Annotated in this window: 10 protein-coding genes; 2 read left to right on the top strand and 8 right to left on the bottom strand. The window is 47.7% G+C overall.

Features of this window, described 5'->3' with window-relative positions; translation table 11 throughout:
- Nucleotides 1-151: 151 nt before the first annotated feature.
- From fucP to GJR95_RS18780, 3 genes are all read right to left on the bottom strand, one after another.
- Nucleotides 152-1,396, bottom strand: a complete 1,245-nt coding sequence (fucP, locus tag GJR95_RS18790; RefSeq protein ID WP_162387324.1) for an L-fucose:H+ symporter permease — start codon at nucleotides 1,394-1,396, stop codon at nucleotides 152-154.
- A 358-nt stretch (nucleotides 1,397-1,754) separates the two neighbouring features.
- Nucleotides 1,755-4,643: a M16 family metallopeptidase gene (locus tag GJR95_RS18785; protein ID WP_162387323.1), complete on the bottom strand. Its 2,889-nt coding sequence runs from the start codon at nucleotides 4,641-4,643 to the stop codon at nucleotides 1,755-1,757.
- A 102-nt stretch (nucleotides 4,644-4,745) separates the two neighbouring features.
- A complete protein-coding gene (locus GJR95_RS18780) occupies nucleotides 4,746-6,116 on the bottom strand; it encodes a glycoside hydrolase family 88/105 protein (RefSeq protein WP_162387322.1) in 1,371 nt (456 codons plus the stop codon).
- Nucleotides 6,117-6,545: 429 nt separating this feature from the next.
- Here GJR95_RS18780 and GJR95_RS18775 point away from each other — a divergent pair, with 429 nt between their 5' ends.
- Nucleotides 6,546-7,352, top strand: coding sequence for a GNAT family N-acetyltransferase (locus GJR95_RS18775; RefSeq protein WP_162387321.1), 807 nt, complete (start codon nucleotides 6,546-6,548; stop codon nucleotides 7,350-7,352).
- A gap of 36 nt (nucleotides 7,353-7,388) precedes the next feature.
- On the opposite strand, the gene GJR95_RS18770 is transcribed toward GJR95_RS18775, so the two are convergent.
- Nucleotides 7,389-8,387 (bottom strand): SMP-30/gluconolactonase/LRE family protein, encoded by a 999-nt coding sequence (locus GJR95_RS18770; RefSeq protein WP_162387320.1) that lies wholly within the window; start codon nucleotides 8,385-8,387, stop codon nucleotides 7,389-7,391.
- 543 nt (nucleotides 8,388-8,930) lie between these two features.
- On the opposite strand from GJR95_RS18770, the gene GJR95_RS18765 reads away from it, so the two are divergent.
- Complete coding sequence (locus GJR95_RS18765; protein WP_162387319.1) at nucleotides 8,931-9,413, top strand: ankyrin repeat domain-containing protein; 483 nt, start codon at nucleotides 8,931-8,933, stop codon at nucleotides 9,411-9,413.
- Nucleotides 9,414-9,487: 74 nt separating this feature from the next.
- Here GJR95_RS18765 and GJR95_RS18760 read toward each other — a convergent pair whose 3' ends face one another.
- The 4 genes from GJR95_RS18760 to GJR95_RS18745 form a co-directional block, all read right to left on the bottom strand.
- On the bottom strand, nucleotides 9,488-10,204 hold the full coding sequence (locus GJR95_RS18760; RefSeq protein WP_162387318.1) for an SDR family oxidoreductase: 717 nt from the start codon (nucleotides 10,202-10,204) through the stop codon (nucleotides 9,488-9,490).
- Between the two features lie 121 nt (nucleotides 10,205-10,325).
- Complete coding sequence (locus tag GJR95_RS18755; protein WP_162387317.1) at nucleotides 10,326-11,678, bottom strand: PQQ-dependent sugar dehydrogenase; 1,353 nt, start codon at nucleotides 11,676-11,678, stop codon at nucleotides 10,326-10,328.
- Nucleotides 11,679-11,897: 219 nt separating this feature from the next.
- The gene (locus tag GJR95_RS18750; RefSeq protein WP_162387316.1) at nucleotides 11,898-12,686 is read right to left on the bottom strand and encodes an alpha/beta hydrolase; all 789 of its coding nucleotides are present in this window, start codon (nucleotides 12,684-12,686) and stop codon (nucleotides 11,898-11,900) included.
- A 135-nt stretch (nucleotides 12,687-12,821) separates the two neighbouring features.
- Nucleotides 12,822-13,409 (bottom strand): Crp/Fnr family transcriptional regulator, encoded by a 588-nt coding sequence (locus GJR95_RS18745; protein ID WP_162387315.1) that lies wholly within the window; start codon nucleotides 13,407-13,409, stop codon nucleotides 12,822-12,824.
- Nucleotides 13,410-13,644: the final 235 nt, after the last annotated feature.

Raw genomic sequence — 13,644 nt, 5'->3', positions numbered from 1 at the left:
GACAGCCCTATGTCAGGAGTTGATGAACCTATTAACTGCCAGAGCAGCTCAAAAAACACAATAACAGAGAGGCCCAACGTATCGACAAATTAATACGTTGGGCCTCTCTGTTATTCTGGGTTACTGCAATTAGCAAAGAGTGAGTATGCGGTTATTTCACCTTATAAAACTTAGCGCCGAACAGAAAAATAACAGCGTAACAAATGATTGGTAAGTAATATGCATTGGCCACATCTTTTTCGGCAGCCATACCCATCAAAAAGGGGAAAACAGCACCACCAACCACGCCCATCGAAATAAAGGAAGAAGCTTGCTGGGTATGGGAGCCAAGGTTTTTTAAACCCAGGCTAAAAATGGTCGGGAACATGATACTGAAGAAGAAATTGAGCATCAGTAAGGCAATAAATGAAGGCCATCCGAAACTTTGCGCAATGATGAGACACATGACAATGTTACCAGCCGCAAAAATGGCCAGTAACGAATGGGGGGCAATAACACGCATCAGGAATGTACCTACAAAACGGCCAGCCAGCATCAGCCCCATAAATAGCACCATGTAATTGCCCGCTGTAGCGTCTGAAAACCCCATTTTTTCGTGACCGTAATTAATAAAAAATGCCCAGGTACCTCCCTGTGCGGCCACATTGAAAAACTGAGCGATAACTGCCCAGACAAAGTGCTTATGCTGAAACAGCGTTTTTCCCGGCTCCACATCGACGTTTGCCGCTTCAGGATCGACTACGGCGTGTGGGTCCGTTAAAGCGGGCACTTTAACGAATGAAAACAGGATGGCGATGGTAGCGATCACACTGCCAATCACGATGTACAATGTCTTAACCGACGTCAGATCGGTGCTGCCCTCAGTATTATTGCGTAACAGAAAATAAGAACCGATCGCTGGTCCGATAATGGCACCTAATGCATTGAATGCCTGGGCAAAATTGATGCGTTGATCACTGGTACGCTGATCGCCAAGTGAAGCAACAAATGGGTGGGCAACGGTTTCAAGCGTTGAAAGCCCGCAGCCCAAAATGAAAAGAGCAATACCAAAATAAGTAAAGGAAGCAGCGGCAGCCGCTGGAACAAACAGAAAGGCACCCGTTGCAAAAAGTGAAAGCCCCAGTAACACCCCGTTTTTATACCCAAACCGCTTCATAAACAAACCAGCCGGGATACCCATCACAAAGTAAGCGCCAAAAATTGCAAACTGAACAAAGGCAGATTGGGTCTTGGTGAGGTTCAAAACATGCTGAAAATGCTTGTTCAGCACATCGCCCATCGTGATGGCAACGCCCCAAAACATGAAAAGTGACGTGACAAAAACAAGGGTGATCAGGTATTTACTGTCGGTAAAAGTGGCTGGCGTCGATTTGCCAGGTGCGGTTGTTGCCTGCATGAGTTAGGTTAATTAATTGCTGGTTGCGTATTCGAGCGATCTGATACTTCCTGAAGCAAGACGCACGCCCACGATTGTAAAGTCTTTTCCGGAGCCAAATTACCTCTTTCGGTTTTAATTTGCTCTTTCCGGGTAGTCATCGCGTGATGTTTTAGCTTCATTGTGTGTGCGCAATCAGCGTAGCTATGCTGAATCACTAGGATGAAGTAGTCCTTCGATGCCCTGAAATACTCTTTTGTATGCTGGAAATGCGTCTCTGCAGGAAAACTTCTCCGGCGTTACCTGTCCAAACATAAAAGCCACGCCCAATTAAATTGAGCGCGGCTTCTTTTGTGGACGTATGCTGGAAAACAACCCGTTACGGTTTAGATGATCCGGCGCGGGCGGGTGGCGCTACTACTGCTGCTGTAGCCACTGGATTCCCTTCTTTGTCTAACTCGATCAGTTCGTAGCCCAATCGTTCGAGACCGGGTTTTACCAATTCTTTGTTGCCTACTACCGTAATAACCATGTTATTGACCGGCAAACGCTTTTTAGCAATGGCATCGATCTGGGCTTTGGTTATGTTGCGGAGGATGTCGTTCTGTTGTTCCGTGAAATTACGGGGCAGATCATAATCAATTACCCGGCCCAGGAAAAATGCTTTCTGAAGCGATGTTTCGTACCGAAGTGCATCGACCTGACCAAGTGAGCTTTTCACAAATGCCAGTTCCTGATCGGTAATGCCAGCCTTGCCATAATTGGTGATTTCTTTGATAAACTCAACGACCGAGCTATCCGTTGCAGCTGCTTTTACACCCGCCTGCGCCGTAAACGGACCTGGTGTGTGCGTACTCGAAAAGCCTGAACGCGCTCCATAAGTGTAGCCCTTGTCTTCGCGCAGATTCATATTGATCCGGCTGTTAAACGCACCGCCAAGCATGTAATTGGTCAAGCCACTCCGGTAATAATCGCCCGTTGCGTCGTAGGGCATATCGGTCAGATAACCGATCCGAATTTCAGATTGAGCGGCTTTCTCCTTGTCGATCAGGTAAATGCGGGTCTTGTCGATTTTCCGGGCAACGGATGCCGTTGGAATTTTTACGGGTTTTGCTGTCCATTTGTTGAGGAAAGCCAGCTTGGGAAGCACCGCAGCCTGTTCAACATCGCCCACAATGACCAGATTCGTCACTGAGGGTGAAAAATAGTTGGTATAAAACGCCTTCACATCATCGAGCGTGATGGCTTCAACGGTTTTCGCCGTGCCACTCACGGGAATCGACCGAATGTTGTCGGTACCGTAAATGAGTTTGTTATACGCTTTGTTGGCAATGACCACTGGCTGAGTTCCCTGATTGGCAATCAGTTCCAGTTGTTGTTTCTTAAGCCGTTCGAAATCGTCGGGCGCAAACTTGGGTCGTAAGAGCTTTTCTTCAACCAATGCCAGTGTCGAATCAAGGTTTTTGGTCAGCGATTCAACCGAAACGTTAATTTCTTCGGTACCGGCCCGAATGTCGACGCTACTGCCTAATTTCTCCAGTTTTGTATTGAGCTGTTCGTTGGAGAAATTCTGCGTCGCTTCATTCATCAGCGCAGCGGTCAACTGGGCGATACCCGCTTTGGCCGGATCATTCGCTGATAAGAGATGACCGCCTTTAATCGAAAACAGCAGTGTTACCTCTGGAATTTCATCATTCCGGGTACCGATCATTTTTAAACCATTGGGCAGCTTATCGGTCCAGAATGGAGGTACTTTCAGGGTCGGATTCGGCCCTGGGCCTGGTTTGGTTTTCCGGTCGAAGCTATCGTTGGGCTTCGTATACGTCAGGCCATTATAGCCATAATCAGGTGCTTTGTAATTGGCTGTCGAGACCGTATAATTGTCTGGCTTTGCTACGATTTCGGGTTTCCCTTTCGGATAAACGGTCAATATAACGGCGTTTTTCCCTTTAATATACTGGTTATAAACCCGCATCACATCCGCCTTTGTAACGGACTTGTAGCGTTTCAGTTCCTGTGGCAGATAGTTTGGATTACCCAAATAGGTCTGGAATGCAGCCAGTTGCGATACTTTTCCGGACACACTCGACAACCCATCGATAAGTTGAGCCTCGCGGGTTGCCGTAAATTGGGCAATATCATCATCTGTAACTCCCCGTTTTTCAAACTCGCTCAGCGTCCGGCGAACCAGGGATTCGGTGCTGTCCAGCCGTTTGTCAGGAAACGGCAATACCGTCATGGTAAACTGACCGGCCAGCTCCGTTGCCGGATGCGATGCGTTGGCCTGAACGGCTAGCTGGGCTTTCACGAAGTTTTTGTAAAACAGCGAGTTTTTTCCGCCCCCCAGAATTTCGGCCAGTGCATCGAGTGGGGCTTCGTCGGGATGGTAGTTTGGCACCGTTGGAAACACAACCTGAAGCATTGGGAACCGAATGTTGTCTTCATAGGACACATACCGGTCTTTGTCGAGAACGGGAGTGGGCACCTGCGTTTTAGTCACTTCCGGGCCGCGTGGAATAGAACCAAAATACTTTTCGGCCAGTGTTACAACCTGTTTGGCAGTTACGTCTCCACCGACGGTCAGCACGGCATTATTCGGGCCATACCACCGCAGAAAGAAGTTTTTCAGGTCATTGACATTCACCCGGTTCAGGTCTTCGATGTAGCCGATCGTCAGCCATGAATAGGGGTGGCCATAAGGAAACAGGTTTTTGGCTACGTTTTCGCTCGCCAGACCGTAGGGACGGTTATCGTAATTCTGACCACGCTCGTTCTTGACGGTTGCGCGTTGAATTTCGAATTTTTTCTGGGTTACAGCATCCAGCAAAAAGCCCATCCGGTCGGCTTCGAGCCAGAGTGCACGCTCAAGCTGGTTACTCGGCAGGGTTTCGTAGTAGTTGGTCCGGTCGCGGTTGGTAGAACCGTTGAGCGTTCCACCCGATTCTGTAACGATTTTGAAATGTTCATCATCGGCAACGTGATCGGAGCCCTGGAACATCATGTGCTCAAAAAAGTGAGCAAAGCCAGATTTGCCGATTTCTTCGCGGGCAGAACCAACGTGGTACGTGACATCGACGTGAACAACCGGGTCGGAGTGATCTTCGTGAACCACGAGCGTCAGGCCATTCGGGAGTACGTATTTTTCGTAGGGTATGATGAGTTCTTTGCCCTGCCGGGTTACTTTCTCAACTAATTTAGTTTGCGAATGCGCAGAGTTTACCAGGGTCAGGGCCAACACAGCCGACAGGTAAACGGTGATCTTCTTCATGTTGATAACTGAAAAGTATAAGTAGCAAGTTACGCAGTTAAACTGGTTAATTGTGGTGGGATAAACGGGGAATTGGTCTTTTTTGACTACTAATTTGCCGGATTACTTTTTTTGGGTTAGCTGTAGCGAGCTGTCGTTAATCTCGAATGTTTTCTTTTTGATCAGATTAATCACTTCAGCGCCAGCGAGCAATACGGGGCCGTAGCCGTGAGCTGCATACAGATTAATGGGCCGGTGATAATAAAAAGCCGGATCGAATCCCATACCGGTTCCAACACAGGTGCCATCTACCTGCCCTTTATCAGTAACCTTGGTAGAAACAGCATTCCAGCCAAGCAACGCCATTGGCGCGTAAGCCAGTGGATCGAGCCAGCCCCGGTTGATGGCTCTGGCAATGGAATACACATAAATAGCCGTGGCCGATGTTTCTAAATAGGAGTCGTTGCGATCCAGCAGTTGATGCCAGAAGCCCGAACCCGACTGGCAGGCCGCCAATCCACGGGCATGGGCACGTAACAGGTCAAGCACCGCAGCGCGGCCCGGATGATTTTCTGGTAAAACATCCAGCAGCTCAACGGCGGTCATAATTCCCCATCCATTCGCTCTCGCCCAGTGAAACTCGGGGTGTACGGTCATTCCTTCGACCCAGCCATGCATGTATAGGCCTTTCTCCTTGTTAAACATCCGTTTGGAGAATTGGACTACCTGTTTAACGGCTTCATCATAGTAGGCTCGGTCGCCGGTGAGTTTTCCCATCTGCGCCAGAGCCGGAACGCTCATGAACAGGTCATCGAGCCAGAGTGTGTTCGGTTGGGGGCGATTGCGGGCCAGCGTTCCATCGGGCAGCCGAAATTCCTTTTTGGTAATGTAGTCGATATAAGTATTGATCTGGGGCCGAAGATCGGTTTTTATGCCACCGGCACGAGCCGCTTTGATCATGGCCGCGCACATGGCCCCTGCATCATCCAGCGCGTGGGGGGCCAGCATGGGTCGCAGGGATGTGTTGGCGTTTGGATCGGCCTTTACCTGATCACGAAAATACGGAATCAGGCCAGCCAAAAATGCCAGCCGTTTATTGGTGTACTCGGCATAGCGGGAATCGCCGGTAGCTTCGCTCGCCAGTAACATACCAGCATACGTAACGCCCCATTCGTAACTGGTTAACCGAAAGTCGCCGGGTTTGATAACCGCATTGGGATTGAATGTTGCCAGATTAGTTATCTCCTGACCGCTCTGGCGGTCAATGATTTGGGTGGGTGTATTGGCCTCCAGATACTCATAAACGCGGTTTATTACTTTCGTTACTTCATCGACGCGAGGCTGCCCGTAGGGAACCGGGTAGTCGGGCTGAAGCAGATGAAGTGGTGTTGTCGAATCATTCGCTTTAGGAGGAGTGGCCTGTCCAACAACTAGTGTCGACGTAATCAGTGCACAGAGCAGGGTGGCCGTAGATCGTTTAGCGAGTCTTGTCATAGAATCAATAAGAAATTTGAGTATAAATACTGGCTGGTAATTTTGAGTAGCTTACCTAAAAGCCCGATTGAACGGGTAGATACTCTGTGGTATGAATGTTACTCATGCAGAAGTTATACCCGTTCATCCGCAAATTCCAACAATTCAGGAATTATCGTACTGCATCCGTTGATTTTCTGCTCAAAATTTGGGCTTTTCACATGGCTCAGTCGAAAACACACATACACAAATACGGACGTAATTCATAAAACCTATCGTTCAGTTTCTAAGACAAACTAAAGCTATGCTTTAACCAGAAAAGAATATAGGACTTTCGCTCAGAGGTGGTTCAGATGCGTGCCACGGTTGTTAGCAACGGCATCTGTAACCGTGGCACGCATCTGAGCCACCTCTGAGCGAAAGTCCTGGAAAAGTAGCCCAATAAATTGTATGGACCACAAGCTGAGTACGATCGTTCGCAGAAATTTTATCGCCAAAGCGACCTACTTTGCCCGATTGCTTCCGGGTATGCATGTCGCTGACACGGAGACATTTACGGTGGTTGATTGCGGATTGCCTAGTGACACATTCAATGTAGTTATTCCAAAAACCACGAAGTTTGCGTCGTTAGCTGATCTTTTTGAAAACAGAGTGAGCGAGTTTAGCCGAAAACGGTTTCCACTGGCATTCTGGTGTTGGGATGATCTAGTCAATCCTGAACTGGCAACATTACTCCATTATTATGATCTGGTTCGTGATGAAACCAACGTGGCGATGTGGCTGAATTTACGCACTCGTCCGATTAACCCGGCCAGTAACAATCCATTGCTTATTCGGGGAATACAATCACCGGACGAATACGACCAGTTTGCCGACGTGATTGCCGAACTCTTCGGCGACTCACCGGAAGCCGACCAGATTCGGCAATACTACCAACTCATCAGTCGTGTACATGTGCCAACGCAGCCCATGCGTTTTTACCTGGGTGAGTATGAGGGGAAGATTGTGACAACGGGAACGTTATTTCTGGATGATGAATCAGCGGGGATCTATGATATAGCTACCCGGCCCGACTGGCGCGGTCATGGATTTGGATCGCATATGTTTGATTACCTGCTTGGGGAAGCCCACCGTCAATCAGCCAGGCAGGTGGTTTTGCAGGCATCGGCCGATGGGCTGGGAATCTATAAACGTGCCGGATTTGTGGAAGTTGGAACCGTGCAGGTTTATGATACAGTGGCTGAAACGCTGCGGTAAACTGGTCCTGTAAACCAGATAATTAGCTTAAATTAATCAATCCAGTGCCAGAACGAGTATCGTTGGTTTTTGTGCCGGATAATTCGGGACAGGCTTACCCGCATTATCGAAGGCATCCCACTGACTGTTGGCAATGAAATAAAATTGTGATCCGGCCACGACTCCTAAGGTTGGTTCAGTCATGAGCGGATGACCTGCAATCAACGAGTCGACCCGTTCAATGACTTTAGCTGTTTGGGATAGGTAGAGCCGACTGACTTTATAGGGTTTCGAGCGGTTCTGAATCGCTATCAGGCTGTTTTTGTAATAATACATACCATCTATGCCGCTCAGATCGGCTCCGGCCGGCCAGGCAAGTTTTGTTACCAGTTTCGTTGCCAGATTGATCGCCAGCGGCCCTCGCCGATAATCGGCAACATAGAGCGTTTGCTCATCGTCTGACAGGGCTAATCCCTGCAGGGAGTAAAACAGACTATCCGTTAAAAAACGCGTTATCATTTGTTCTCCGGCAACCAGTCGGTATAGTGAAGGTGTTCGGCTGTCTGTGCTGTAAACGGTTCCGTTTTTAGTTACGGTCAGGTCGCCTAATAGATGCGGTTTACCATCCGAAGCAACGGTATAGGTGTGCAAAAGCTGTTTGGCTTTCAAATCATACGCGACAAGTGACGACTGACCATCCGTTGACGCCGTACTCCCAATTGCCTGCGGTAACGTTGAGCTGCAAGCCCAAAGAATCCCACGGACACCGTCTACCTTCATACCGAAAACACCCCACAGGCTATCGGCGGGCAGTGAAAAGGGTTTCTCTCCCGTTTGCTGATTGTAGCTGATAATTTTACGTTTATAGACACTGCCTATGTAAAACGTTCCTGTGCTGGCTTCATAAGCAACGCCCTCGGTAATTAGCCCTGTTTCCGTTAACTGGAATGCAATTTTACCCGTTTTGTTTGTGAGATCCTGCGCCTGGATCGATTGGGTGAAAATCAGTTGTAGCAGTACAAAGAACAGAGCGCTTAATTGGAAAGAGTCGGGCATAGTTCTGTCAATTAAATCGGTGTTCAGCGTAATTCTAAAAAAAGACCTTTCAAAAAACCATTGTCGAGCAAACAATCATCTAAAGGTAAGCTAATTAGACGTTCTTTGATGCATCACAATGTCGCATAGAATTACTGACAGACTGCAAGCCTATTGAATCGTTATTGGTGGAGATTAAATCGGTAAGTTGATGAGATGGCTGCCCGCTTTAAGGCCGTTTAAAGGGTATTGACGTGAGGTCAGGTTAGTGGTTATTGGTGTGAGGTCAGGTTGAAGAACCTGACCTCTGCGGTTTCTCAAAACCGTATCTGCATGAAAGACTTGGTTTGGAGAATTAACCGGTGAACCGTCATCGCCGTGTCGGTTTTGAGAAACCGACTCCACATCTTACGTTTGAAGAAACCATTACCATTTCTTTAACAATCCTACACCTCATCGGCTGATTTCCATACTAATTCACGAATCAATAAAAACACTTTAGCCCCCGTAGCTGGTTATGGTATCAGCACGATGAATGGTTCAACAACTCAACGCTCTGACAGGATGACTTTTTATTCAGCCCGACCCGAAGATCTCTTTTTTGACGCTGCCCGAAAGGGCGATGTCGCCTACATAAAGCAACTGATCGATGATCAGATCGATGTAAATTTGCAGGACGGCAAAGGCTTTACACCATTAATTGTGGCTGCCTATGATGGGCATATTGAGGCCACCAGAACATTGCTGGAGGCAGGTGCCGATGTGAATGTTCAGGACGTTAGTGGAAATACGGCCTTAATGGGTGTTTCGTTTAAAGGATACGCTGAGATTGCCCGGATGCTGATTGAATATGGAGCTGATCTCAACAGCCAAAACGGGAATGGCGGCACTGCATTGATGTTCGCTACGTTGTTTGGTCGGAATCAACTGGTGAAGCTCTTACTCGACTACGGAGCTGATACATCAATACGGGACATCCGGGGACTTACCGCACTCGATCTTGCTATACAACAGGGCAATGAAGAAGCCCTGCAACTCCTTCAGTAAGTATTGATTAGGTAACTGGACCTAAAGGTGCTTGCCTTGCTTGACCCAGTTACCTGATCTTCAGTAGCTGGCATTTATTTACCCCCAGGTCGACTAGGTCTAACCTCAATCTTGCTGGGCAGGGTGCGGGCAGGCATCCGAATCAGATCAACGACAAGTTGACCAATATCTTCGGGCTGGATTTTCCAGGCGTCTTTTTCGTCAGGTTGGTGATTGTCGAAATAGGTAGCTACCGAACCGGGCATTATGGTTGTTACCTTGATGCCTTCGCTCCGCAGATCGAGCATGATGGCCTGCGAAAATCCAACCAGACCGAACTTACTGGCATTATAGGCGGCTCCTTTCTCAAAGAAATTTGTTCCGGCCAGACTCGAAATAGTAATGAAGTAACCTTCGGTGTTTTTCAATGCATCGATCGTTGCTTTGGCCGTATAGAACACACCCGTCAGATTGATGTCGATCGTTTCCTGCCATTGCTCGGGTGTTAAGTCCTGAATGGGCGCGAAATGTCCGACGCCAGCATTGGCGATGACATAATCGAGTTGATTCCAATTCTCCAGAACAGCGGCAACGGCCTTCTTCTGAGAAGCTAAATCCCGCACATCGGCAGCAATACCAATCGCACTACCGGGTTTAAGTTGATTAAGTGAATCAGCAGCCGAACGAGCACTTTCTTCCGATCGGCTGGTTATTGCAACCTTGATACCCTGTTGAATCAATGCCACGGCAATGCCGTAACCGATTCCCTTGGAGCCGCCTGTGATCAGGGCGGTTTTTATACTATCTGCCATGAATGAGTTGAGTTAAACTAACTGACTTGTTAACTCCGGTGCAGATTCGAAGGTTTCATCGGCTTATCTATACGAGACCCTCAGAATTTAAAAAGTGACGATAATAAGTATAAATGTAGGTTCATTCTCCGAGCCGTAACTGGGCTCCCCCAGCAAACAAAACCCGTCCGCCAACCTGGTAACTTACGCGCAATGTCTGACCAGTTTGGTTCGTAGCAACCGTAACGGCGTGACGCACAGTTGTCTTGTCGGCAGACGTTGGGATTCTGCCACATGACCAGACCGAAGTGTCGTGCCAGTTGCCATCTTTCAGGCTCTGGCAGATGTTGTTGGCGGTATAGATAATTTCATACAACGTTCCAGTTCCCCGGCTCAGGTAATATAAATTACCATCAATCCCTGCTGTTAGACCTACCGAGAACCCTGGGAGACCAGAGGCTAACGTTGACCGGACCGGTGAAGGACCTGATAAGTCAAGCATGTTAATCCAGTTGTTGCAAAAGTCCTGATAAAAGTACCGCCCGACATAGGAAGCCGGGTAAGTAGCTTCGGTTGGGTTATAAAAAGAACCTCCCGTAATGGCACAGCCATTTTCGTTTCCGGTGGCAGCATGGGGATACTTAAAAACAGGATTGGTAAAGGCCGGATTACTACTAGTCCCCTCTGCCGTAGGCCACCCAAAATTCAGCCCTCCCGTACTGGCATCGTTGATTTCTTCCCAGGTTTCCTGCCCAACATCATTTACGAAAAAACGGCCTGTTACGGGTTGCACGGCCAACGTGTATGGGTTACGTAATCCATACGCCCAGATTCGTTTTCTGGCTTCCGAGCCACTTGTATATGGATTTCCGGCGGGTACGCTTCCGTCCGTATTGATTCGTAAAACCTTCCCTAAATAATTATCCAGATACTGTGAGTTAGCGGGATTGGCATTTTCACCAACGCCAATGTACAATTTTCCGTCAGCGCCAAAAACCATCGATCCGCCGTTATGGTTTGTGGCGCCACTAAGCGCATCCAGCTCCAGAAGTATCAATTCACTGCCAGACAAAGCCACATCACCACTGACAGTGAAACGGCTGATCCGGTTATGAACGGTAACCGTACCGCTGGTTGGAACTGTATAGTACAGATATACGTGTTGATTAGTAGCAAAATCAGGGTCGAAGGCAATACCTAATAAGCCCCGCTCACCACTGGCATCAACCGTGAGTTCTACAAAAGGGGTTGGCAATAGACTCCCGTTTTTAACGACCCGCAATTGACCGCTCTGCTGGGCGACAAAGATTCGCCCATCGGGTGAAAAAGCCGCAATCGTTGGGGCACTTAGACCCGTGGCAACAGCTACCTGTGTGAAATTCGCCGGAAACGACTGTGCACATACGTGTGTTGCCATGAATGTGTAGACAAGAACAACCTGTAAGCAAAATGCCGTTCTGGTGAGACTATGGCTTCCCTGTTGCGGTCTGTTCATGGCGTTAGCTGTTTGTTATTTAAGGCTTTCGTCAGGCGATACTTTAGAAATGATTGAATTATCTGATGGTATTTGTGCGTAATCGTATATAAAGTATAGGTTGATCGGCCAATAAAACACCCTAATGTAGTTGATTTTCAGGACAGAGGCACAAAGAGAACAGAGATAATACGCTGTCCCCTTTGTGCCTCTGTCCTGAACCGAACTATTGCCAGCTATCTACGCATTCTTAGCCAACCACTCCAGAATATAATCGGCATCCTCTTTCCAGGTAGGTTGCCCAACTACAAAGTGATTGCGTCCTTCAAACTCTTTGTATTCCAGTACCGAACCACTCTGCTCATAAGCCTTGAAATTTCGTTTATTCAGGTGTGGTGGTATGATGTTATCGATGCTGCCAGACGTCAAGAGAAGTGGGGGATGCGCTTTTTCGAAATCCACGTGAGCGGCACTGGTTAGACCACCTCTGGCCACTGTTTTTGATTCAGGAATCGTATTTTCTTCGTATGCTTTCTCCTGATCTTCCAGCGACATCTCGTTGACGAACGCGTACTGCCAGTCTTCAAAAGACATTAAATACGTTTCGTCAAGGGACGTAAACAATCCAAGTGCTTTCCAGCCCGCTTTCAGAAACGAAAACTCATAGGGAATAACGCCCTGTGGCGGAACCGAGTGAATCGCGACCCCTGCAACGCCCAAATCCCGGTTGATCAAGATCTGAGTGATCAATCCACCCAGGGAGTGTCCGATGATGATTGGTTTTTCGGGAAGTGCTTTGACAATTTCCGCATAATGATCGACCAGATGAGACAGGGTCAAAGCCGCCAGATCGGTGTCATTTGGCTGTCTTGCCCGTAGCTCGGCAGCCGTCCCATCTTTATACGGCCAGGGTGGTGCAAGGGTAGTATAACCTTTGCTTTCAAAATAGGTCTGCCATTCTTTCCAGCCATGATGAGTGACAAAGGCTCCGGTTACGAATACAATAGTCTTGTTTTTACTGGTTTCCATGATTCAAGGGCATTAATGGTTTATAAAAAGAGAAACTTACAATACTGCTGCGTTAGAACACTGTTCATCTGCTCGTTGAACAGGACAAAAGTCAACAAGTGTACGGATAAGAATATTAACCCAGGTTAAAATCGGTTACCGAAGCGATAATCTTTTCCTAATACGGCTTAATGAAGGCCCCTGAATACCCAGGTATGATGAGATATGATAAAGCGGAATGGCCTGGAAAATATCAGGATGCTGTTCGATGAGATCCAGATACCGTTGTTCAGGTGTTTGAAAAAGAAAATCCTCCGTTCGGGTCATGGCGATATTGAAAGCCCGTTCGGCAACTAATCGGCCAAATCGCTCCCACTGGTGTGAGCGTTGATAAAGCTCAAGCAGGTGATTGATATGAATGTATAGAATCGTGGAATCGACCATGGATTCCGTATAATAATTGCAGGGCGTCTGATTAATAAAACTCTTGTACGAAACGACTACCTGGTTTGTTGAAAAAAAGAAAACGTTCTTTTCCTCGCCGGTTTTATCGTTAATGCAATACGCTCTGAAAATGCCATTGAGAATAAAACCGAGGTGTTTGCAAACGTTTTTGTATTCATTATAAAATTCGCCTTTCTGGTAGGTTCTTTTTTGCCAGTAGGGAATAGAGAGTGCAAAGGACTCTTCGTCTATTTCAGCAAAGGCGTTGAGTGCGTGGCCTAATACACCAAATTCGGTCATGCAGTAGGTTAATTTTCAGCTGATGAATATGATAAAAAGAGAGTTCAGCGAATTAAGCGATAAAAACGCTGGAATTCACAGAATTAGGCTTTTTTCCAAAATGTCCTTCGATTACTCCCGTTTGGAGAAGCGTGAAGGACGTGAACGAAAGCCAACCGGAAAGCCACTCATCCGCGAAATACCTTCCGTTATCAGCGAAGTTGTACGGTAGACAAATTTGCCCCAATATCAGGTC

It is taken from the genome of Spirosoma endbachense (genome assembly GCF_010233585.1).
GTDB lineage: Bacteria > Bacteroidota > Bacteroidia > Cytophagales > Spirosomataceae > Spirosoma > Spirosoma endbachense.
This window is presented reverse-complemented; position numbering and strand designations above follow the sequence as displayed.

Excerpts from the sequence above, each read along its gene's own strand:
- fucP (WP_162387324.1), bottom strand. The coding sequence starts at position 1,396 with ATGCAGGCAACAACCGCACCTGGCAAATCGACGCCAGCCACTTTTACC.
- GJR95_RS18755 (WP_162387317.1), bottom strand. The coding sequence starts at position 11,678 with ATGAACAGACCGCAACAGGGAAGCCATAGTCTCACCAGAACGGCATTT.
- GJR95_RS18760 (WP_162387318.1), bottom strand. The coding sequence starts at position 10,204 with ATGGCAGATAGTATAAAAACCGCCCTGATCACAGGCGGCTCCAAGGGA.
- GJR95_RS18780 (WP_162387322.1), bottom strand. The coding sequence starts at position 6,116 with ATGACAAGACTCGCTAAACGATCTACGGCCACCCTGCTCTGTGCACTG.
- GJR95_RS18745 (WP_162387315.1), bottom strand. The coding sequence starts at position 13,409 with ATGACCGAATTTGGTGTATTAGGCCACGCACTCAACGCCTTTGCTGAA.
- GJR95_RS18750 (WP_162387316.1), bottom strand. The coding sequence starts at position 12,686 with ATGGAAACCAGTAAAAACAAGACTATTGTATTCGTAACCGGAGCCTTT.
- GJR95_RS18770 (WP_162387320.1), bottom strand. The coding sequence starts at position 8,387 with ATGCCCGACTCTTTCCAATTAAGCGCTCTGTTCTTTGTACTGCTACAA.
- GJR95_RS18765 (WP_162387319.1), top strand. The coding sequence starts at position 8,931 with ATGACTTTTTATTCAGCCCGACCCGAAGATCTCTTTTTTGACGCTGCC.
- GJR95_RS18785 (WP_162387323.1), bottom strand. The coding sequence starts at position 4,643 with ATGAAGAAGATCACCGTTTACCTGTCGGCTGTGTTGGCCCTGACCCTG.
- GJR95_RS18775 (WP_162387321.1), top strand. The coding sequence starts at position 6,546 with ATGGACCACAAGCTGAGTACGATCGTTCGCAGAAATTTTATCGCCAAA.